Origin of the sequence: Algoriphagus halophilus, assembly GCF_900129785.1 — a bacterium.
In the GTDB taxonomy this organism is placed as follows: domain Bacteria; phylum Bacteroidota; class Bacteroidia; order Cytophagales; family Cyclobacteriaceae; genus Algoriphagus; species Algoriphagus halophilus.
The window spans coordinates 2,346,470-2,368,826 of sequence record NZ_FSRC01000001.1; the positions used below are offsets into that span (position 1 = coordinate 2,346,470).

The window sequence follows — 22,357 nt, forward strand, 5'->3', positions numbered from 1 at the left end:
ATCATGAAAATTACATCAAAAATATATAAAGGAATGATGATAGCTTTGGTTTGCTGGGTGGGTTTCACGGGCTGTGATGATAAGCTTGATGAAATGAATATCAATCCTTATGGAATTGATCCTACAGAAGTTAACCCTAACCTACTGATGCCAACCATTTTGGCCTCTGCGGCTCAAAACTATACCAATCTAGGCGTGAATGACTTAGCCGGAGCTGTTCAACATACACAGAAAAATGGATGGTATGGAGGTCATAATAATTATAGCTGGGAAAGTATGAGTTGGAATGGATGGTACGATATTCTTAGAAACAATGACTTGCTTTACAAGAGAGCGGTAGAATTAGAGAATGAATTTTTCCAGGGCGTATCCTTGACCATGAAATCTTTTGTTTTTGGAAACATCACAGACTTATGGGGAGATGCACCCTACACCAATGCCCTAATGGGATTTGAAACTTCTCCTGAGTCTCAATTTCCCGCATTTGATAACCAGGAAGTGATTTATGATGGGATCATAGCGGATTTGGAGAATGCCGTTGCTTTGTTTAACTCTTCCAATTCTGATTTAGTAGTGCCTGCAAATGACCTTTATTTTGGAGGGGATGTAGGAAGTTGGAAACGTTTTGCCAATTCCCTTTTACTACGGTATTATTTACGGATTTCTTCTAAGAAGCCAGAGGTTGCCAAAGCGGGCATTGAAGCGATTTATTCTTCAGGAGAGTACATCCAAAATCCGTCCCAAGATGCGGTATTGGATTATACAGGAGGGGCAAGTGATATTTGGATAACCCGTCATATTGCCTTAAACCCTGATGACTTTCAGCGGTATCAAGCATGCCAAACGTTTATTGACCAATTGGTAGGGACCAATGACCCAAGGCTTCCTGTTTGGTTCGCACCAGTGCGTGTACAATGGGAAGCAGATGAAAGCCTGGATGTTGCTGCTGAAGATTTTATTCGAAATGACGGTGAAGCCTTAGGAGTGGTCACCTATCCTTTTGATGACTTTGTGGAATTGTATCCAAACGAAAACTTTACCAGAAAATACAATCCCAACTTGGTCTCTTACAATGATGCAGCATATGTCGGATTACCACCTTCTTTGATGATTCCTGAATCTTATAATGGAAATCCTTCTCCCGGTCAGGGGACGCAAAACCAGCATGTATCCCAATTGGCGGATATTTATCAATCCGCAGGTTCTGCAGGAGATATCCTAAAATCCAGATTGATCTCAGCTGCAGAAGTGAGTTTTATTTTTGCGGAAGCAGCTCTGAAAGGCTGGAATGTGGGCTCAGCGGAAGATCACTACTATATGGGAATTCAAAACTCCTTAATTACCTGGGAAAAAGAAGCAGAGTATGAAGCTTTCATCGCTCAACCGGAAGTTGCTTTTAACAATACCATCCAACAGGTGATTGAACAAAAATGGGTAGCAAGCTGGACTGCTGCAGCGGAGTCTTTTGCTGATTATAAAAGAACCGGATATCCTATGTTGGAAACAGGACCTCAATCTCCACAACCTAGGGTAGCATTGAGATTCCAATATGGCAATGATGAGTACAACAACAACGCTGAAAGCATCACTGGTGCCTTGGACCGATTGGAATTAACTGAGTATTCAGGAGGATTTGGAAAAGACAGCCAATGGTCCAAATCCTGGCTGTATCAAGGAAGTTCTATTCCTTGGTAAAAAATTAGATATAAAAAGAAATGTCACATTTTGGCCCCTACAATTATTAGGGACCGAAATGTGACATTTTATTGTTAACTGAATTTTAACTTCGCTTAGTTTGACCCTTGTGATCGCTCAGAAAAAGCCTTCAAGTATTTTCAGTTTGGATCATCAATTCAATTTCTCCACCCTAGTGGGAGTATCCTTGCCGCTGATGATACTTTTGCTGCTTAAAGCGATCGCCTTGATTACTTCCGTCATATTGGCCATATCCAGGGTTTCAATTTCATCTGAAGCTTTATGGTAATTGGGTTCATCATTCGGAGGCTCTTCCATTTTCGAAGTAGAAATCGTATGGGCAGGCACTCCCAAAGCTGCCAAGGTCGCATTATCGCTTCTATAAAAAAGATTTTGCTGTGGATAGGGATCTGGCTCAAACCGAAACTTGGAGCCTTCCAGGTTTTTCTGCAAAATCTCACCAATGCTACTTTTCTCAAAACCTGTAATATAAGCACTATTTGTACCCCACTTGCTTTCCGTTCCGATCATTTCAATATTGAACATGGCCACCACTTGATCCGGATCTAATTGCTTGGAAAAATAGGTGCTTCCAAAGCCACCGGATTCTTCTGCAGTAAAAGCCACAAAAATTAAGGAACGTTCATTATCCTGCAGTTCTTTAAAGTATTTTGCCAACATGATCACAGCAGTAGTTCCCGCTGCATTGTCGTTGGCACCATTGAAAATACTGTCTTGCCCCTCTCCCATGGATCGAATTCCTAGGTGATCATAGTGCCCACCGAAAACCACATATTCGTCTTTTAGGGACTTTCCTGGAATCATTGCTACCACATTCTTCAACTCTTCTTTTACCACTTGATTGGTAGCCTTCAACTGAATAGAGGAAGGGTCCAAATTCTTTGTCAAAACAAAAATCTGGGAGTATTCTGTAGGGAATTTTGGTCTGCTTGCACTCCTGGCCACTCTAGCAAAGTTTTCTTCATGGGCCGGGTCTATTAAAACCAGTAAATTCTTTTCTTCCCTCAATAGCGGAAAAACGCTTTGGTTGAATACATCATTTTCCTCCACGCTGATGAGTTGATACCCATCAAAAGATTCTAAGTTCAACTCCTCTTGGGTAGTATTGACCACCACATTTTGGGCATTCAATGCTTGTTGGTCCAACATTCCCTCTATTTCAGCCGGGACCGTTTTCAGTAATTGGAAATTCTGGAAATAGGAATTGTTACCTTCCAGATAAGGCAGATCACTTTTTTCAAATTCAGAAGCGACAAAATCAGCTGCTTTCTCCAGTCCAGGAGTAAATATTCTCCTTCCCTCCATATCGTCCGCAGAAAGTGTACGTTCAATCCGCTCCACTACATCCATGGAGATGACATCCTCAATAGTTGGGTTACAGGCATATAGCATCAGGCAACATGCCGATAGTGATAAAATAGTTTTCTTCATGCGTGGTGGGTTTATACTTTTTAGTAATAAGTAGTCATCTAGTTACTAAGATGGAATGAATTTTAAGCTTTAGGTAAACATAGTTTAAATTCTTGTATTTGGAGAAACAGGAATTGAGGAACCTTAAAAATGGATGCCTTGGTTAAAACCAATCCTTTGCTTTTCTCCTTCACTCGTATAACTGATAGAAATAAAAAAGACCTTCGAGGGTGTTACTTCCTCAAAGGTCTGATTTCGATACGTTAAGCACTTAAGGGTTAATTGCAACTTTCTAACCAATAATCTTTAAGTTAACTAATATTTATTTAGTAACCTATTTATCAGCTCTACATTTAACTATTAGTTGACTTCAAATAATCTATAAATGTCAATCGATAAGCAATTAACCTGAATATCAAAAATGTAAACCATCTTAAAAAAACTGAATAGTAGTAGTTAGGGTCTTACCACCACACAAAAGATTCGGTCCCTACCCTCAAAGCCTATACAAAAAGGCTCATTTCTATTATATTAGTAAAAACAAGTATCTTTCTTTTAACTATAGAACTTACCAGAGCTCGACCCAATTTTTAATTAACCAACCAGAATGAATTCAGGCATCTTCTGCATTTCCTTAGACTTCGAACTACTATGGGGCATTTTTGACAAAGTGGGAATGAATTTCAGTCCAAAATACTTCGAGCATACCCGGCAGATAGTTCCTGATATGTTGGATGTTTTTGCTAAAAACCAAGTCCAAGCTACCTGGGCTACTGTGGGGATGCTGTTTGCAGAAAACGAAGAGGAATGGATGGCATATGCTCCAATGCAAAAACCTTCCTATCGGGACCCGAAGTTATCTGCATATGAATTTGCTCGCAGCTATGGCTTGAATCCCCAAGTTCATTTTGCACCTGAACTGATCCAACAAATCATTGATACCCCAGGCCAAGAACTTGGCTCGCATACTTTCGCCCATTACTACACCTTAATGCGGGGACAAAGTCCTGAGCAATTCCGCCAGGACCTTCAGGCATCACAGAAAATCTCTCAGGATAAATTTGGAATCACTTTGAAATCATTGGTATTTCCAAGGAACCACATTAATGAGCTCTACTTACCTATTTGTCTGGAGGAAGGTTATACTCAAGCTAGAAGCAATCCCAAAAGCTGGTTCTGGCAAGAAACGCAACATGAGGATTTAAGTAAAAAATGGTTTAGATCTGCAGACTGCTTTATGCCTATTGGAAAAAATACTTCCTTCAAAAAAAGTGAATTGAAGATTTATCCCAATGAGCCTTTGTTAATTCCAGCTTCCAGGATCTTAAGGCCCATCTCAAAAAACAACAACCTGTTCAATTCTGTAAGGCTTTCAAGGATCAAGTCAGAAATGAGCTTTGCCGCAGAAAACCAAGAGATTTATCACCTGTGGTGGCATCCGCATAATTTCGCTAATGACCCTATCCAATCCATGATAGAACTGGATGAAATCATGGATCATTTCCAGCAATTAAAATCTGAATTTGGAATGAGAAGTCTGAATATGAAGGAAATAGGAGACTTGGTTGCAAAAGAATCAGAAAAAAGTCTCCAATCCATCAATTGACAAAAGGGGTCAGGAGTGGAATTTTACCCGCACTCCTTTGGGTGGAGTATAATGTCTTTTTTATAATTTTGGCCGGTGAAGGAACTAGCTACTTTCTTAATTTCCAGTTTGCCTTCTTCCCTATCAAAAACCCAAAAAAAATTGAATAAAAAAATAAAGGTATTACACTTGATCAAAAGTCTAGGAAGAGGAGGGGCAGAAAAGTTAATTCCTGAAACAGCCTTGGTACATAATCAAGAGCAATTTGAATTTCATTGTCTTTACTTTTACCACCAAGAAAACAACATTATCGATGAGCTTGAAAATGCGGGTATTCAAGTTCATTTAATCCCTTCTGGAAACTTAGGATTGTTTTTTCGGGTCAACAAAGTACGCAACTTTATCATTTCCAATGGATTCGACATTATCCATGCACACTTGCCATGGGCTGGAATAATGGCGAGATCTGTAGGTAGGAATCTGAACATCCCCATCGTGTATACTGAACACAATACCTGGGAAAGGTACAATAAGCTTTCCTACTGGGGCAATAGAATTAGCTTCAAAAAACAAGATGTGGCCATTGCAGTATCCAATGAAGTAGCCCTATCCATGCGACTCAATTCCATATGGGACCCTTATCAACGGGGAGGCAGAATGAAATTAAGAGTCATTCAAAACGGGGTGAATACGGAGGTGTTCAAAAGAGTGAAAATAGAATCCATTACCCGTGAGAAAATTGGAATACCTCCAGATGCAACAGTTGTTGGGATCGTTGCAGTTTTCAGGGATCAAAAACGCCTATGGCTTTGGGTGGAAGTGGCGTTGAAAATCCTAGAAAAATGCTCAAATACCCATTTTATCCTGGTGGGCGATGGAGAGTGGAGAGAGAGGCTGGAAGACCAGATCCTTAAATCCGGAAAAGAAAATCAGTTTCATTTAGTGGGAGTTCAAAAAAATGTAATTCCATTTTTATCCATGATGGATATTTACTTGAGCACCTCAGAATTTGAAGGATTACCTATTGCAATGTTGGAAGCCATGTCTTGTCATGTACCTGTGGTAGCCACAAGAGCAGGTGGAATTGGAGAGGTAATCCAACATGGGGTTCAGGGGTATTTAACGGAAATAGAGGACTGGAAGGAATTGACTCCGCATGCCATCAAACTCATTAAAAATCCAGCACTTCGGCAAAAAATGGCAGATGCCGCCAGAGCTAGGGTAATCCAAGGATTTAGTATGAAAAGGATGGTAGAAGAACTGGAAGAAATTTACAAGGACACCGCAGGTAAATAATCAGACTTAAAAAAATTAGAATCTCATGATATAGAAAGACAACTAAGACACATTTTCATGGTTTCTTTCGTCAGTTAGTATTCTTAGCTAATTAGGAATACCTCACTTCCAATCAAATATTCAGGTCCTAAAAGCTAAAGATCGGGACAATCAGATGGAAGATAGAAATGGATTTTAAAAATCCTGCAATCTACTATCCTATCTAATTCAGAAAAGAAAATAGAAAGCGGTTAACCTCCTATTGCTCCATCAACTCCGCCTCAGCAATACGCTTCCTCTCCTCCTCCACAATGCGGTTGTAAATCTCTCCACGTTTTTTAATCCGGTTGATCTTCTGCCAGTCCATAAAGGCGACTACCACAAAAAGCATAAAATACATGATCTGTGATTTTTGGCGGATGATGATCCCCAAATTGGACATCACATAGGTCATGGAGATGGAGATGGAAATAAATACCACTGCCGACATCTTGACCATCGCAGGGGCTTCCTTGATGTAGGTAATAAAATCTTTTCTTAGGATTTTACTAAACATGTAGATATACAAAGCATTTTCAAAAGAAATAGCAATGCCCAAGGCATTAGGGGAATCCACAAATAAGGGTCGAAACCAAAAAGTAAAGAGTTTCATCGGTAAACTATAGGAACCCATATCTACAGCTGAACCTGCTGCTTGCAATCTTTGCCTATTTAATTCTGATTCCTCTTCAAAACTATCCACTAAGTTATTAGGGTCATATCCTAAATAAACTATTAAATCTTCATAGACATAAATACTCATTCCGATTGCAAACACAACCACCATGTACTTCTGGTATAGAGGAACTTTTTCTTTACCCATCACAAACCCTACCCCCATACCAATTAAGATCGCAAAAAGAATATGTGGCCGTACCATATAGCACAAAAAGCTTCCAAAAATAATGTGAGGTATTCTTTTTGCCGGCCAGGATAACCCATAGACCAAGAAACCTATTCCTGCAAAAATCACCGCTCCTTTCCCCAAAGAAGCAGTCCAGAAATGCATATTGGGCAAAAACATAAAAATGGTAATCGCATCCCAACCTTCAAATTTGGGATTGAAACGCAGATTTTCCTTAAAGAATAGGTAAAAATAGACAAAACCCCAAAACCCTAACCAAGTAGTTAGGAACATCATCATATCGTAATTAAACCCAAACCAACGAACCCAAGGAAATGCCAACCACTCAATAAAATCTGTGCCCTCAGAAAAAGCATCAAACCAACTTCTCCAATAAAATTTCGTTCGATTAAAATAGGTAATAGAGTCAGATCGATTGAATTGCCCATACGTCCAATAGACCAAACCAAAAAACATATGGTACCAGAAAATCTGGTTCAGCATTCCAGCTTTCACCCATTTATGTTCCTTTTGGAGATTCCCAAGGATAGGTTGGCTAATGCCAAATAAAATCAATATGAGAACTACTGCACCAAGCACTCTTTGAATTTATTGTTTGAATTATTTTCCAATTTTAATTTATAGATATTCCTTTTTGAAACTTCCTACTTTCCCTAAAATCAAATAGACAAAGCCGTAACTACTCTCAAATAAAACTTCTCAAATTGAGTTGTAATATTTTCGATAGAATAATTTTCATTGATCAGCTGAAAAGCCTGATCAAGTATATTCTCCTTTTTTAATTCATCCATTTGATGTACTTCTAAGATTGATTTAATAAATGCATTTTTGTCACATTTGGAAATCAACCACCCTGTTTCCTCAGTCAAAACTTCAGAAACTCCTCCAACATCATATGCAATAACCGGAATTTTATTTGCAAATGCTTCTAGGATTACAGCAGGTAATCCCTCTATTTTACTTGGAAGAAGGATAATTGAATTTCTGGGTATAACCTCAAAAGGCTTGGGAACAATGCCCTTAAAAATGACTGAATCTTTCAAATTCATTTTTTTTACTTGATTTTCGATTGAAGCCTTTTTTGGCCCCTCTCCAAACAGCCACAATTTTAACGTCGGATATTGGGATTGAACTTCTGAAAAAATATCCATCAATTCCGAGTGATTTTTTTCGAATGTAAACCCTCCTATATGAACTAACAAGGGGTTTTCGGTTTTAATAAAATATGACTTTGATTTAGGAATTTCTATTCCTATTGGAATTACTTCATGTGCTTTATTAAAATAAAAAATAGAATTGAAATCTGATTTTGAATTAGAACTAACTGAAATTATACCGTCTATCTGATTATACAGGTATTTATTAAAATTCTTAATTAATGGACTCTGGATGTACTGACTTATTTGAGAAGCGTTTCTGAAAATCAAGGGTGTTTTCCACCCAAAAAGTTTCTTGGATAAAACAGTGAATTTTAAAGTATCAGCCGCATTAGCCTGTATAAGATCAGGATTTTCGGTTTTAATTAATTCTGCAAATTGGCTCCATGCTCTAAGATCCCAAAGCCTGTTTTTAATAGATCTTTTTAAATGAATCTGTTGTCCTGAAAAAGGTAAATCAAAATTCCCTTCAAAGAGAGAAATTAGAATGACATCATGCCCTAATTCTTTCAACTTTCCAGAAAGAAGGCAAGTAAAAAACTCAACTCCTCTTGCCTGGGGCTTTTGTATGACCTGGAAAATTTTCATTTTCTATAGTAAGCGTCTGAGAAGACCCACTCTTCCGTAAAATTAAATGTATGGGCACCCAGTTGCTTTTTTGAACTATCTGGCTCTAGGACTGCCACAGTATCTTCTTTATATTCTTCTGGAGTAAGATTCAAAATCTTCTGAATTTTTACTCTATGCCCATACCTCAAACCTGAATCCTGAGCAGGTCTAAATAATTTTTCTCCATTTTTAAAAATCCTTCCAGCAGGCCTAGAACAATTAACATCTGACACTATAGGATTCAATGAATGGGCGATCCATTTTGGTTCTAATAAACTTGGTGAATAATAGGCATATAATTCTACAAAGGCTGAAGTACCTTGGTGAGGACTCTGGTTCACAAATAACCAATACTTATCTTCTACTTTTATAAGTGTGGGATCATAAGCTTCTCCTTCAAAAAACACTCCTACCTTGGTCCATTTAAAAGGGAAATCTAAAGCTTTGTAAATAAATAGCTTTCCTACTTCTCCCGATTCTGGGATCAAATAAAACTCATTATTTTCTTCCCAAATAAAAGGATAGGAAAGATGCCATTTTTCCTCCAATACAACTTTTGGATCTATCATTTTCTTTCCATCCCATTCTGCAACAGAAATTCTTCCCTTATTGGAATTGTAATCAAAATCTTCAAAAAACACCCAGGTCTTTTTATCTTTTTCTATTGGAAAAGGATCTGCCCAGAAAGATCCATTTGAAAGTAAACCTTTTGGAGGTTTAATGGAATGGAAATTAATGACACTCAAATTTGATAAAACATTTCCCTCATTTCTAGCCACTACTATTTCCCAGTAAGGTTTTTTAAATCCCTCTTTTATTTTCCTGAATATATTTCTGAAAGTAAGATCAGTAGCCAAAATCGCCATCTTTCCTGAGGCTGGAGGTGTTAAAAGTGGTACCTCTGACTTTATCGGGACTTGATTACTATGTATTTCTTTTTCCCATTTATCAATTCCTTTGGTATTGATTTGACGGATAACACGAGGGATAATAAAACTAGAGAGCCAGAAAATTTTATTCGCATTTCTCTGTACGGAGAGCGGATCTGTTTGTGAAAAGGATTTATACAAAACTTGACCATCATCAAGTTTTTCAGATAATCTTTGAAGAATCAACCCTGTAGTTTCCTTTTTCAACATTACTTCCCAAAATCCTGGGGGGCCTCCTTTGTAGAATTGATTGTCACCATGATGGAAAGACCAGACTCCCAGTTTGGGGATAAGGAGAATTTTTCCCCTAAGTATTCTGAATCCAAAACGAACAATAATATCTGGATTCAGGGCACTGATTTTATCCAGATCTTCTTTTTGAAAGTAATCCGAATACTTCTTTTGAATTGGCGTAATTGGAAGAGAAGGAATATCCCAACCTTTTATATTCCTGATATCTTCTTGTGCAAATGCATCAGGAGATTTCAAAAATAATTTCCTGTCTATTGCTCTAAACAAGCGGTACAGGAATGGGGATTTCTTGCCGCTGGATTTAGGTTTTTGATTAATAACAGCTAAAACTAATTCAGTATTTCTTTCTTTGAGTATTTGTTCAATTGCCTCGAAGACCCAAGCTGCAACAATAAAGGAATCCAACAAAAGAATTATTCTAATCTTCACTTCTTAAGTTTTGATAGATTTTATGCAATGTTTGTTCGTATTGGATAGCAATTTTCTCAATATCAAACCTGGCAATAGCTTCCTCCCTAGCCTTTCTTCCTAATTCAGCCATATACTCAGGATTTTCTATGGCAAAAATCATCTGATTGGCTAATTGCTCCGAATTTTGAACTTCAAAAATCAAAGCATTCTCAGTACTCACTGCCTCTAAGTTCATAGAAATATTTGAAGCAATAATAGAAATTCCTGCCATCATGGCTTCCACCAATGTACCTGCAAAACCTTCATACCAACTAGGGAACAGAAAACAGTGGGCAGTGATCAGTGGGCAGTCCCGATAGCTACCGGGATCAGTAGTCAATGGATAGTACCCATTTATTAGTGCAATATTTGGATTGGAGATTTTTCCGGGAAGAAAAATCGAGTCATTGAGATTTAAATCCTGAACTAGCTTTTCAAGCTCTGATCTAAAAGGCCCTTCTCCAAAAATAGTCAAAGAACAATTTGGGTACTTTTCGATAACTATTGAAAAAGCATTTATTGCATCCTGAAAGCCTTTTCTTTCCAAGAGCCTACCATAAGAGATAAAATTAAAAGTTTTAGGACTCTCCTCTTGTTCTTTGGGGTTTTTCCCAGAAGGCCTTTCTCCATGAATTCTTACTTCTCTAAGTTTATCTGAAGTCCAGAAATTTTTAGGAATATTTCTGCCCCTATAAACCACTTCAATTTTATTCTCATTTAAACCCAAAGTCTTTATATGTGAATCAGCTAATGCCCTAGCATTAGAAATCCAGAATTCCGGAATGGATGCAGTTATTTTATCCAGCCAATATACTATTTGATGCTTTATACCAGATTTGTCCTTCCATGCCAATTTGGAATAGCTATCATTTACAAGAGTACCAACTAATGGAACGCCAGTAATCCATGAAGCTAGGCGGGTGATTATATCAGCACGCCATAAACTTGAGACCAGTAAATCTGGCTTTTCCTTATGGATCAAGCTAACCAATCTCCTTATTCCTAAAATTAGATGGTATTTCTCAGGAATATCCAAAAAAAATAGCCGAATACCGGCTCTTTGATATTCTCCTTTCAATTCATTTCTGGGATAGAAATAAACCAGGGAGGTGTCAAAATCTTTAGAAAATCTGGATAGTAGTTCTAGGTTACTGCGTTCAGTTCCAGCATTTATTAAAGCATCTTGAGTAAAAAGGAGTTTCAAGCTTTAAAGAAATGTTTTTATTAAGGTGGAAAAAGAATTATGAATAAATAGTGCGTTTGAAAAATGGATTTTACGATCAATTTTCCTAATATCCGTTTGAAATAAGCCTACGAATATATAATCATAATTAGACAAATATTCTATAAAACTTGACAAATGAACATGACGAGTATTTGATTTATCTAATCCACATTCAACATATATTAATTTAAATATACCTAGGGACAAATTCTTATTAGATCCTTTTAACACATTTAAATCATATCCTTCAGTATCAATTTTCAACAAATCAACACTTTTAATATTACAAGATTCAATATAATTATCTAGAGTATTGACTTCAATATCCTCTATTAATAGGGAATTTTTAGGCTGATTCTCTAAAACCAAGCTGTTAATATCAGCCCTGTTTGGTTCATTTATTCGAATTGAAAGATTTTGAACTAAATCTCCAATTGCAATTTGATTTAAAATAACATTACTATTCGTACCTAGATTCCTTTTAAGTATTTCAAATGTCCCTTTTATCGGTTCGAAACAATGATTCTCTGATTTAGAGTAAATTTTAAGAATTTGGTTTGTAAATCCACCTACGTTGGCTCCCACATCAAAAACAGTCTTTATATCAAATTGGACTCGATATTTTAGAAAATAAAAAAAATGCGTTCCTACAGGGAGTCTTTTCACATCGTAAAACCAAAAATGAAATAGATTTACAATATGTAACTTTATATATTTAAAAAGAGCTTTTTTCAAATTTCTTTACTTACTTTTTCAGCATATATAATCAAAATGGTTTATACCAGTTCCATTCTCTTTTGTCTTCAATTTTCTTTCTAAAAAAAATCATTGAACTATACAGCTTAAGGTTTCTATCTGATTTTATTACTCTATCTGACAAAACTCTATGATAATATTTAGAAGGTAGGACCAATTTTAAACAACCAAAAATATTATTCAAAAAACTATCCCTAAGTTTAGCCTTTCTACTAATGAACATAGGGACATTATAAGCAATTTCAAGATTAGGATAATTCATTAAATAACGAACAACCTTGTTTATGCCTGGTAAATGCACATCATCTATTGCAATAATTCCTCCAGGACGAATCATTTTCTCTAAATAAAAGAAATCAATTAATGTATGATCAAAAGTATGCCAGCCATCTATTAGTGCGAAATCAAACTCTTCCTTCTTTTTTAATAATTCAGGAAGTGCAGTTTCAGATCCTTCTTCAATTAATTTGAAATTAAAAACATCTGCTTTAATAAGGTTATTTATCCCTACACTTTTCCAAGAAGTTGTTTGAAAAGGGTCAATAATGGTATGAAAAGCATCAGCCCGACCTAATGTACCTTCACATATATAAAGTGATGATAAGCCAAAGGCACATCCTATTTCAATAGTCTTCGTAAATTCAGAATTAGCTTTCAAAATACTTAGAATGGCTTTACCCTCATTTGGATCTATTGCAGAATTCAATTTCAAAAATTCACCATTCGATGTAGTAACAACCTTATTGGTATAAATCGAATCTCTTAATTCCTGTAATTTATTCATTATGAAAATTTATGTAATCCCTTGAAGTTTTCCCCTCAACTATTTTAGCCGGATTCCCGATTACCATACAATTAGCTGGGACATCTATATTTACAAAAGTAAGTGGTGCGATCAAGACATTATCTCCTATACTTATTTCACCAGATAGAACTGCATTCGGGCCAATCCAAACCTGATTCCCTATTTTTGGAGCCCCTTTTCTAGGACCTGAATTTATTCTACCAATAGTTACTCCCTGTGCTATGTTACAATTTTCACCAATAGATGCATGACTGCTAATCACAATTCCTCCAAAATGTGGTAAAAAAACACCTCCTCCGATTTTTGTATAGTGCGCAATTTGAAAACCAAAACGGATTTGGCTCAAGCGATAAAAGAGTCGAAGAAAAAGCCCCACTGGATGGTACTTTGAAAATCTATTTATCAATCTGAATAAAACAAAAAATCTAAAGCCCGGGTTTTTGTATGCCTTGAAAAACCCCGCAATCCCAGGCTTCGCATAACGACTTTGATCCTTAATAATCGCCTCTTTCCAATTCATTCTAGTTTCTTTGATAAAAAAACATGTGCCTTTGCCCCATACTTAGAACCTAAAAGCTCAAAGAGTACAAAAATTTGCCAAGCTCTTTGATGAGAATATTTGTCCTTAATCAATTTTCTGAAAAACCCCCTTGCTAATCTATAATTCCCCAAGTGATAATTTAGCCACATCATTTTATAATACCATTTCAGCCTTAAAGTTCTATTTGTATTTATAGTGGATTCATGCTTCGGAAATATTTTATTATAAGCTAATCCTATCTTCTTAAAATCAAATGAGAGTCTATCTGAATGTTCAATATAAATATTTACTAATGGCTCAGATATTGTTTTGAAATAAAACTTTTGAATAATTCTAAGTAAAAAATCAGTATCCTCCGCAGCAGGTAGCGTATCATCGAAATAGCCACATTTAATAAAAACTTCACGTTTGACCATCAGCCCTGAGTTGGTTCCGGTATGAAGTGCGTTTAAAAAAGAAAGGTAGTAATTAGAAGTATCTGAAGGTTTCCAAAACTGAGACTTTTGGCTAGTAGAAGTAACATAGTTATAACCAGTCCATGAAAAGCCAATTTCATCATAAGTATTTGAAAATAAATCTATTGAAAGTTTTAAAAAGTCTGGCTCATAGTAATCATCACTGTCCAAAAATGTTATAAAATCACCTTTTGATTTAGAAATCCCTAGATTTCTAGCTCCAGCAGGACCAAGGTTTTTGGGAGTATTTAGAACCAGTATTCTTTCTCCGGTATATGATTTAAGTATGTCAAGACTAGCATCTGTAGAATTATCATCAATCAAGATCAACTCCCAATCTGAATAGCTTTGGCTCAGAACACTATCAATGGCTCTTGCTACTTTATCTTCTCGATTATAAACTGGAAGTATAATGGAAATTCGCGGAATTCTATTTTTCAAGATCTTGAACAAAATTATTAAGACATATAACCATTTCTTGGTGCTTAGATTCCAAAACAGATTTTTCACTAAGGAATCCATTTTGATTTATCAATTTCCTGAGTTGGTACATCCCTATTTTAGAGCCAAATAAAACCCCATAAATTGTCTTTAACATCCATTTTAACTTCGATTTTTTATTAAGAACAGCTCGATCATATAGTGATGATAGATGTTCGATTTTAACTTCCAAATTCATGGATTGCATCCAATCATTCCACTTGAACTCAGAAAAATGTCCTTTTATTTTTACCGGAATCCACGGCACTCGAAAAGTATCCGCAATGATAGCCCCATGTAATGATTCTGCTATTATCAATTTGGAATTGATTAAGTCATCAATAACAAAGTCAGGATTTTGTTTTGGATTTATAAAGTTAATACTCAATTCTTTACACACTCTCTCCCAATTATCTTCTGCTGAGGTTAAATGATGTGGTATAAATGAAACTTCGTATCTTGGTATTCCCTTTTGGTAAAGATCCTTACATAGGATAGCAGCATCTGTAATTACCTTATTTCGATCGATACCGAGCGCATCTGCTGTAAGCGGGCCTCTAAGGCATCTGATATCCCAATTTTCATTAACTGTAGGAGGAAAATCTGAATATCCAAAACCAGCACCAAAAACAATAATTCTTTTTCCTTTGGGAATATTTTTTGGCCTTAACCGAGTACCAATACCAATAAAAAATGTGTCATTATCTAAATATTCTGAAAGTGGTTTTGGCAACAATTTATTCCACATTGTAACATTTAAATCATCGCCAAAGTTACCTCCATCAATCCGTTCATAATGATTAATCATTCGCAATAAGCGGTAAAGTCATACCAAACTTACCAATATGGTAATGGTAAAATGCCGTAGAAATATATTTGAAATTGGTAATTCCATATTTAAATCCATACCTGAAACCATAGAATAATTTAAAAGACCATTTTTTCACTAATTGTCTTTTCATAGAATCCAAAGTCAAGGAATCCGAAATCAATAAAAGGTTTCGCAAACTGTAATACTCACGAACTAAACTCTCCTTTTTTTTGTATCGAGCTCTTTCAAAATCCAAACGTTCATACTTTTTCCTAGCCTCTAAGAATAGCTTACAGTCGACCACTATTGTAAAACCCTTTCTAGCCACTTTCAAACAAAAATCTAATTCCTCAAAACCAAAAAATAATTCTGGATTCGGCGAAATACCTAACCTTGCAATTTTTCCATTTACTAACATACACATTCCCCCAGCTACATAATCCACTTCCAATGTTTCTTTCTTTTCCAGAAGCCTAGATTGAACTCGCTTAATTACTCCTTGTTTGCGGTCAAAAAATTGCCCTACTGTACCTAAGACACCCGTAAATGGATTTTGCTCACTAATGGCTAACAGTCTTTCAAAGCAATCGTTTCGAAAAGGAGGATCATTATCATCTCCCCAATATATCCAATCCAACCCCTCTTTTCCGCAAAGTTCTAAACCCTTCTCTGCAGCTCCCGCCGGGCCTGCATTATATCCCATTCTAAAATATCTAATCCTAGAATCTAATAAAGTCGCAATTGCATGATCAGTTTCAAGATTATCTGAATTATCAATTATCCAAAGTAGTTCCGGAGGATGAGTCTGATCAAATAGTTGCCGAATAGTATCCAAGAGGATTTTTGATCTATTATAAGTGATAATAAAGCCTCCTAATCTCATGGATTTGCTAATTCTTTGTGTAAATTATTTTTGCCAATGGTGGTAAAAATGCAATCATCAATCTTGCCATTGTTTGCATTTTGAAGGGTTTAAGCTGAAATGCATCCCAAAGGTGAATCCTTGCTTTCCTAAATTCCTCAAATCGCATATAATTAACTCCTAAGATCTGATGATAAAGAAATTGGACATGTGAAGAAAGTGTATCATTATGTTTTTCCAATATGATCAATAATGAATCCATTAAGTTTTCTGAATTTTTGCTACCTCCTTGAGGATTGTCGTAATATTTAACTGTGGCTTTTTTGAGAAGTATTTCCGAATATCCCAATAAATTAATTCTATGGAATAATTCCGTGTTTTCTGAAAATTTCAACCTTGAGTCAAATCCTCCTACACTATGGAAGACCACAGTTCTTAAACAGAAGGTACCTGGAATTTTTGCCTGATAAACTCCCTCTTCTGGAATCTTAGTAACCTTATTCTCTCCAGTAATTTTTGTTATTCCTCCAACAAAAATTTTCTGCTGTGGATTACATTTAATAGAATCCCAATACAAAGCCAATGCATCCGCTTCCAATTCATCATCTGCATCAAGAAAAACTAACCAATCAGAAGTTGCTTTAGCAGCTCCAGAATTTCTTGCAACTGAGACACCATGATTTTCCTGACTGAAATAGCAAATTCGAGGATTGTTTAACCAATTCTTGCATAATTCAGGAGAATGATCAGTACTGCCATCATTCACTAAAATGAGCTCCCAATTTGTAAAACTTTGATTGACAACTGACTTTATTGCTCTTTCAACGGTACCTTGAGAGTTGTATACTGGGATTATTATTGAAATGTCAGGCCTCATCCAAAATAGTAATCAAAGTATTTGCCCAATGATTAAATGAAAAATGATCACTAAGAGAATTAAAATCACTTTCCGCATTTTCCATTTTCAACCCTTGTTCTATTGCCAAAACCCATTCACCAACAGTTGAAGCCATTCTCACTAAGCCAATGGAATTCCATTCCTCAAATCCTCTCGCACCAAATGTAGAACTAACCACCTTTCGGTAATGATATAGGGCTTCGCTTAACTTAACATTACTACCTCCACCATAGAAAACCGGAACTATACAAATAGTATGCTCTCGATATTCAAAGGCCAAATTATCAATGTTAATTTTTAGTGTAACGCCTACACTTTCTTTAATAATTTTTGCAAGCTCTTCATCAGGGTTTGTTACAGATACTATCGTCAATTTAATAGTAGGATTTGTAATTATCAGTTGCGGCCAAACGCTCTTGAGAAACCATAAAATCCCATCCGAATTGGGCAAATAGGTCAACTTACCTACAAAGAGAATTGAGTTACCTGAGGGTTTGCAAAAAGACCTGGAATCATTACTCAACAGGCTTTGAAAAGGCATATTGGGTAGAATGTCATATGGTAAATTAAGATGCTGAGGTTTCACTAAAATCAAACGTGCCGCCGACTCCAACACTCTCTTATAAAAAATGGTATTCAGTTTAGCGATTTGCCAATATCTTATTTTACGAGCCCAGTCCTTTTCTGATTTGATTTTTGAATTCATCAACTCCTGATAATCATCGTCTATATCAATGATAAGATTGTCAATTGGAGGGAGATCTTTTGCAGCACTTACATACCTACAAAGAATTTTGTCAAAATTGCGCTCTGTTAGAAATCTATCAATTCGTTTCTTATTCTCAGAATTTGGCAAGAAACTCAAGCCGAGTTTTTTTGTTAGCCCCTTATGTGTTTCATAAGGCAAATAGAAAAATTTTAGACTTCTAGCTTCATTAACTTTTGCTTTTTTGAATTCACTTAAATTCCCAAGTATTAAATAATCTACGCAATACTTAGTCTGAGCAGCAGTTACTAGGGCTAAGTTTCTTTGCCGTTTACCATCTCGTGGAGGATAAGGACCAGAATCTGCAATAAAAAGTAGACGGGGTTTCAATAAAAATTCAATCTATTTAGTATCCCTCCAATAAGTTTACCATAGCGTAGGTGGTTCAATTTCTTAAGCTGTGGACTCATAATGTATCTTGAAATTGAGGCGGCTTCTTTTTTTGAAAAATCAAGCTCTAAAATAAAGGCTTCTAATAATGGACTTAAATCTCTGAGTAAAACTTTTATTTCTTCCAATCTAAAAAAATAGCCCCAAGACAGATAGCTGGATAAGCTACGTAAATCTTCAGGTTCCAAAGACCAGTTCCATTTTTCTTGCTCTTGCTTATACCATTCGGTTGCTTCTTCAATTCCTCCTTGGTGTATCATTACACCTAAGACAGTAAGCAAATGGTTCTTTTGAACTTCTGCAATTTCCAAACTATAAGCATGGTTGAATTTTGAAGATTTTGTAAGTCGGAGATCCTTCCTTCCAGCTCGCCAGCTCACTTCAGACAATGCTTCATACATAACTCTTGGATTTCGACTCATGCTATTACGCACATAACGATAGGCAACCAATACTTCGGGGATAGACCATATTTTAGCTCCCATCTTTCCAGCACGTATCCAAAAATCCCAATCTTCACAGCTTCTGAGCAAAGGATCAAATCCTCCTAGCATTTTAGCAAAATCACTCCTAACTATAATAGAATGACAAGGGCCAATATTTTGGGTTAAAACCTGTGGGAAAATTTCACCATTAGCCATAGGCAAATGGGTATGGAAAAGTAACCCGTTTGGTTTGTCCCAATAGGCATATCCCATCCGATATAATTCATATCCAGGACACTCAAATATGACAGTAGATAAAGTTGAAAAAGCATTATTTTCGATCCAGTCATCTGCATCTAAAAAAAGTAGATAATCTCCTCTGGCAACAGACATTCCATTATTTCTAGCAGATGACAATCCTAGATTATTTTGACTTTGGACTATAATTCGGGCATCTAGTGCTTCTAGGGATCTAGCTATCACTTCGGTGTCATCGATACTTCCGTCATTTATTATAATAGCTTCCCAATTATCAAATTTTTGGGCTAAAATAGAATTTATACAATCCTCCAGAAAAACACCTTGATTGTAACAAGGAATGATAATTGAAAAGATCGGATTATTGGCTTTCAATAAGCTCTAGATATTGATTACACATTCTTGCCATTGAAAAAGAATCGGCTATTCTTTTTTTATTTTGCCTTCCTATACCATCCGACAAAGATCTATTTTCGATTAGCTCTATTATTTTTATAGCTAATGACTCATGATCTTTAGGTGTAACCAGAAAAGGGTAATCAACACCCAAAGCTTCCTGTGCTCCTAAGCAATTTGTTGCAATTACTGCTAATCCAGCAGCCATTGGTTCCAAAACACCATTAGGAATTCCCTCATTATATGAGCTAAACACCGCTAGCTGAGCTGATAAAAGCAGAGAGTTTATATCTTTTACTTCACCTAAGAATGAAACTGTAGATTCCATTTTATTCTCAGAAACAAAAGTAGACAAACTTGAGTACTCGTCTAATTTATTACCCGCGAGAAGCAACTGTACCTCTTCTTTCCCAAATCTTTCAATTACTATTTTCCATGCTTTCAAAAGGGTAAAATGGTCTTTATATGAATGAAGATTACCAATTTTAACTACCCTAATTTTACTTTCATAATCACTTTTAGATGAACTTTCGTCAACTGGCATTACACCATTATGAATAATCTTTATATTCCTCTTAGTGAATCTCTGTAAAAAATTACTTCCTTCTAAACTATTAGAAATGATTGAGGTAGCGTTATTTAAACATTTAATATCAAAAGAATCCCCCTTAAAAAACCTACCCTCATCTCTTTGATTCCAAAAACATTTTTTTGCTCCCATTCTTTTAAACCATTGGCAAAAAATACTATTCGCTGGATAGGTGAAAGGTATAATGGAGTCAATACCTAATCGTTTTACTTGTAAAATCAATTTTCTAGAATAGTAGTATCGCCTCAGAAGCCCAGATAAATTCTGTGTTGGGGTCAGAATCAACTTTTCTTGAAAGCCCCAATGTATTGTTTTATGCCCTAGTCTATTAAATCGAAAGTAGCCTTCTCCTATTTCATCCCCAAATGCACCGATAGTCACTTGATAGCCTTCCTGTTTCAAAAATTCCGCAAGGTACAGAGCTTGGGTTTCTGCTCCTCCTATTGCAAATCGATGTAAAGCAATAAGAATATGTTGCTTTTGATACTTCACTGATTACATTGATTTAAAGAAATTACAATTTCATAGGTATTTAGTAAAAACTTCAATGGTAAAATCCGTGATAGTTCTCAATTATTTATTTTGTACCATCCATTCCTGAAGAAATACCAAAAGCCACTGGTGACCAGAATTGGATCCATTTGCTACTTTCTTCAATTCATTTTTATCAAATAAGGTATCTAAACCATTTCCAGGGGAAAGTAATCTTTCGGATACTTCTTGGCTGGATTTATGGGTATCTGCAAACCATTTACTAATTGGTGCTGCAAAACCCATCTTTTCTCTAAATGCAAAATCCTTCCCCAAATCCTTCGCAATGATCTTTTTCAGTAGTTGCTTCCCTTCCCAAGTTCCTGAAGTCTTATTGATATTAAACGTTTCAGGGATTTGAGAAGCTAGCTCCACCACTCTAAGATCTAATAAGGGCGTTCTCACCTCAAGACTATTCATCATACTTGCAATATCCACCTTCGCTAAGATATCATTAGGAAGATAGGTCTGAAAATCAAGCATCTGAGCCCTTTGAAAATGGCTATAACTTCTACTCAAATTCCATTTTTGCTCATGAATAGCATCGGTTGCAAAAAGTTGTACTTTGTATTCGGACTTCCAGAGATTTGTTCGGGCATTCTTAGCATAGAATTGAATATAGCGTTGCCAATCTGTAAAATTAGCAGTTCTCAAAGGGTATCTCTGAGGTAGAACTGAATTAAGAATTGGATATAACCCTTTCTTAAAACAACCAAGGTGCTCAGGAACTGATGAAAGGTGGCGCGTCCAACGATCTGTGTAGCTTAAATATCCTGCGAACAATTCGTCTCCGGCATCCCCAGACAAGGCCATGGTTACATGCTGTTTAGCTAACTTCGAAAGATAATAGGTGGGAATTGCAGATGAATCCCCAAATGGTTCTCCATAGTGTTTGACTAATTCAGGTAGAATACCAAGTGCATCAGGTTTTACAATTGCTTCAAAATGATCAGTACCCCAAAAGTTTGCTACTTCTCTAGCATAGTTTAATTCAGAAAATCCCTCATCTTCAAATCCAATACTGAATGTTTTTACTGGATTAGACATGATTTGAGACATATACCCCACTACAAGGGAAGAATCGATACCTCCCGACAAAAATGCTCCAAAAGGAACATCTGCAACTAAATGTGATTTTACCGATTCCTTGATACATAGTTCAAGTTCTTCAATCCATTCAACCTCAGTTTTATTGTAATCAGGCTTGAACTCAGGCTGCCAATAGCAAATCTGTTCCTGAATCTCACCTGAAAAATCTACACGCATAAAATGGGCAGGCGGAAGCTTACTGATTTCCCGATATATGGTGTTAGGAGAGGGAATATACTGATAGGTGAGGTATTGATCAATCGCTGTTAGGTTAATATCCCACTTGATAGCATCTAATGGCTTTAAGGCCTGTATTTCTGAAGCAAAGGCAAAAACTCTTGAATTATGGGCGTATACCAATGGTTTGATACCAAAATGATCTCGCGCCAAAAACAACTCTTTTTTTGTGGTATCAACAATGCAAAAAGCAAACATCCCACGAAAGTGCTTGACACAATCTATGCCCCAATAAGCATAAGACTGTAAAATTACCTCCGTATCTGAAGATGTGCGAAAAGAAAATCCTTTCACTCGCAATGATTCTCTCAGTTCTTTATAATTATATAATTCACCATTATAAGTAATAGAAAGATTTTTCTCAGAGTTCTGTAATGGTTGTTTACCACCTTCTAAATCAATAATTGAAAGTCTTCGATGACCAATCCCAATATTATCAAAATAATAGACTCCTTGTCCATCCGGGCCGCGATGTTCCATTGAATCCAGCATCTGATTTAACAATTTGCTATTTACTGGACCTTTGCAATTGACTACCCCAAGAATTCCACACATA

At 36.2% G+C, this 22,357-nt stretch carries 19 protein-coding genes; 3 read left to right on the plus strand and 16 right to left on the minus strand.

Features of this window, described 5'->3' with window-relative positions; all coding sequences use genetic code 11:
* Nucleotides 1-3 precede the first annotated feature (3 nt).
* On the plus strand, nucleotides 4-1,695 hold the full coding sequence (locus BUR11_RS09835) for a SusD/RagB family nutrient-binding outer membrane lipoprotein (RefSeq protein ID WP_074224643.1): 1,692 nt from the start codon (nucleotides 4-6) through the stop codon (nucleotides 1,693-1,695).
* Between the two features lie 153 nt (nucleotides 1,696-1,848).
* Here BUR11_RS09835 and BUR11_RS09840 read toward each other — a convergent pair whose 3' ends face one another.
* Nucleotides 1,849-3,147 (minus strand): M28 family peptidase, encoded by a 1,299-nt coding sequence (locus BUR11_RS09840; RefSeq protein WP_074224644.1) that lies wholly within the window; start codon nucleotides 3,145-3,147, stop codon nucleotides 1,849-1,851.
* A gap of 586 nt (nucleotides 3,148-3,733) precedes the next feature.
* Here BUR11_RS09840 and BUR11_RS09845 point away from each other — a divergent pair.
* Nucleotides 3,734-4,732 (plus strand): polysaccharide deacetylase family protein, encoded by a 999-nt coding sequence (locus BUR11_RS09845; protein ID WP_074224645.1) that lies wholly within the window; start codon nucleotides 3,734-3,736, stop codon nucleotides 4,730-4,732.
* A gap of 141 nt (nucleotides 4,733-4,873) precedes the next feature.
* On the plus strand, nucleotides 4,874-6,007 hold the full coding sequence (locus BUR11_RS09850) for a glycosyltransferase (RefSeq protein WP_074225205.1): 1,134 nt from the start codon (nucleotides 4,874-4,876) through the stop codon (nucleotides 6,005-6,007).
* Between the two features lie 238 nt (nucleotides 6,008-6,245).
* Here BUR11_RS09850 and BUR11_RS09855 read toward each other — a convergent pair whose 3' ends face one another.
* The 15 genes from BUR11_RS09855 to asnB form a co-directional block, all read right to left on the minus strand.
* Nucleotides 6,246-7,469 (minus strand): hypothetical protein, encoded by a 1,224-nt coding sequence (locus BUR11_RS09855; protein ID WP_074224646.1) that lies wholly within the window; start codon nucleotides 7,467-7,469, stop codon nucleotides 6,246-6,248.
* Nucleotides 7,470-7,549: 80 nt separating this feature from the next.
* Entirely contained in the window at nucleotides 7,550-8,635 is a 1,086-nt protein-coding gene (locus tag BUR11_RS09860; protein WP_074224647.1) for a glycosyltransferase, read from the minus strand.
* Nucleotides 8,632-10,266 (minus strand): glucosamine inositolphosphorylceramide transferase family protein, encoded by a 1,635-nt coding sequence (locus BUR11_RS09865; RefSeq protein ID WP_074224648.1) that lies wholly within the window; start codon nucleotides 10,264-10,266, stop codon nucleotides 8,632-8,634. The genes BUR11_RS09860 and BUR11_RS09865 overlap by 4 nt, the downstream gene beginning before the upstream one ends.
* Nucleotides 10,256-11,491 (minus strand): glycosyltransferase family 4 protein, encoded by a 1,236-nt coding sequence (locus BUR11_RS09870; protein ID WP_074224649.1) that lies wholly within the window; start codon nucleotides 11,489-11,491, stop codon nucleotides 10,256-10,258. Before BUR11_RS09870 ends, BUR11_RS09865 begins: the two co-directional genes overlap by 11 nt.
* Before the next feature lie 3 nt (nucleotides 11,492-11,494).
* Nucleotides 11,495-12,247: an FkbM family methyltransferase gene (locus BUR11_RS09875; protein WP_074224650.1), complete on the minus strand. Its 753-nt coding sequence runs from the start codon at nucleotides 12,245-12,247 to the stop codon at nucleotides 11,495-11,497.
* A 31-nt stretch (nucleotides 12,248-12,278) separates the two neighbouring features.
* Complete coding sequence (locus BUR11_RS09880) at nucleotides 12,279-13,052, minus strand: class I SAM-dependent methyltransferase (protein WP_074224651.1); 774 nt, start codon at nucleotides 13,050-13,052, stop codon at nucleotides 12,279-12,281.
* Nucleotides 13,045-13,593 (minus strand): serine O-acetyltransferase, encoded by a 549-nt coding sequence (locus tag BUR11_RS09885; RefSeq protein WP_074224652.1) that lies wholly within the window; start codon nucleotides 13,591-13,593, stop codon nucleotides 13,045-13,047. Before BUR11_RS09885 ends, BUR11_RS09880 begins: the two co-directional genes overlap by 8 nt.
* Nucleotides 13,590-14,510: a glycosyltransferase family 2 protein gene (locus tag BUR11_RS09890; protein ID WP_074224653.1), complete on the minus strand. Its 921-nt coding sequence runs from the start codon at nucleotides 14,508-14,510 to the stop codon at nucleotides 13,590-13,592. Before BUR11_RS09890 ends, BUR11_RS09885 begins: the two co-directional genes overlap by 4 nt.
* Nucleotides 14,500-15,357 carry a polysaccharide pyruvyl transferase family protein gene (locus BUR11_RS09895; protein ID WP_074224654.1) on the minus strand — a complete coding sequence of 286 codons (858 nt, stop codon included), beginning with the start codon at nucleotides 15,355-15,357 and terminating at the stop codon, nucleotides 14,500-14,502. The genes BUR11_RS09890 and BUR11_RS09895 overlap by 11 nt, the downstream gene beginning before the upstream one ends.
* Nucleotides 15,350-16,243, minus strand: coding sequence for a glycosyltransferase family 2 protein (locus BUR11_RS09900; protein WP_074224655.1), 894 nt, complete (start codon nucleotides 16,241-16,243; stop codon nucleotides 15,350-15,352). The genes BUR11_RS09895 and BUR11_RS09900 overlap by 8 nt, the downstream gene beginning before the upstream one ends.
* A gap of 7 nt (nucleotides 16,244-16,250) precedes the next feature.
* Entirely contained in the window at nucleotides 16,251-17,099 is an 849-nt protein-coding gene (locus BUR11_RS09905) for a glycosyltransferase family 2 protein (protein ID WP_074224656.1), read from the minus strand.
* On the minus strand, nucleotides 17,089-18,216 hold the full coding sequence (locus BUR11_RS09910) for a glycosyltransferase family 4 protein (RefSeq protein WP_074224657.1): 1,128 nt from the start codon (nucleotides 18,214-18,216) through the stop codon (nucleotides 17,089-17,091). The genes BUR11_RS09905 and BUR11_RS09910 overlap by 11 nt, the downstream gene beginning before the upstream one ends.
* Nucleotides 18,213-19,334, minus strand: coding sequence for a glycosyltransferase (locus BUR11_RS09915; RefSeq protein WP_074224658.1), 1,122 nt, complete (start codon nucleotides 19,332-19,334; stop codon nucleotides 18,213-18,215). The genes BUR11_RS09910 and BUR11_RS09915 overlap by 4 nt, the downstream gene beginning before the upstream one ends.
* The gene (locus BUR11_RS09920; RefSeq protein WP_074224659.1) at nucleotides 19,321-20,436 is read right to left on the minus strand and encodes a glycosyltransferase family 4 protein; all 1,116 of its coding nucleotides are present in this window, start codon (nucleotides 20,434-20,436) and stop codon (nucleotides 19,321-19,323) included. The genes BUR11_RS09915 and BUR11_RS09920 overlap by 14 nt, the downstream gene beginning before the upstream one ends.
* Before the next feature lie 81 nt (nucleotides 20,437-20,517).
* Entirely contained in the window at nucleotides 20,518-22,356 is a 1,839-nt protein-coding gene (asnB, locus tag BUR11_RS09925; RefSeq protein ID WP_074224660.1) for an asparagine synthase (glutamine-hydrolyzing), read from the minus strand.
* Nucleotide 22,357: the final 1 nt, after the last annotated feature.

What these genes read in the sequence shown, in the direction of transcription:
- BUR11_RS09900 (WP_074224655.1), bottom strand. Translation starts at nt 16,243, where the DNA reads ATGAGATTAGGAGGCTTTATTATCACTTATAATAGATCAAAAATCCTC.
- BUR11_RS09895 (WP_074224654.1), bottom strand. Translation starts at nt 15,357, where the DNA reads ATGATTAATCATTATGAACGGATTGATGGAGGTAACTTTGGCGATGAT.
- BUR11_RS09885 (WP_074224652.1), bottom strand. Translation starts at nt 13,593, where the DNA reads ATGAATTGGAAAGAGGCGATTATTAAGGATCAAAGTCGTTATGCGAAG.
- asnB (WP_074224660.1), bottom strand. Translation starts at nt 22,356, where the DNA reads ATGTGTGGAATTCTTGGGGTAGTCAATTGCAAAGGTCCAGTAAATAGC.
- BUR11_RS09845 (WP_074224645.1), top strand. Translation starts at nt 3,734, where the DNA reads ATGAATTCAGGCATCTTCTGCATTTCCTTAGACTTCGAACTACTATGG.
- BUR11_RS09860 (WP_074224647.1), bottom strand. Translation starts at nt 8,635, where the DNA reads ATGAAAATTTTCCAGGTCATACAAAAGCCCCAGGCAAGAGGAGTTGAG.
- BUR11_RS09840 (WP_074224644.1), bottom strand. Translation starts at nt 3,147, where the DNA reads ATGAAGAAAACTATTTTATCACTATCGGCATGTTGCCTGATGCTATAT.
- BUR11_RS09835 (WP_074224643.1), top strand. Translation starts at nt 4, where the DNA reads ATGAAAATTACATCAAAAATATATAAAGGAATGATGATAGCTTTGGTT.
- BUR11_RS09905 (WP_074224656.1), bottom strand. Translation starts at nt 17,099, where the DNA reads ATGAGGCCTGACATTTCAATAATAATCCCAGTATACAACTCTCAAGGT.
- BUR11_RS09880 (WP_074224651.1), bottom strand. Translation starts at nt 13,052, where the DNA reads ATGAATAAATTACAGGAATTAAGAGATTCGATTTATACCAATAAGGTT.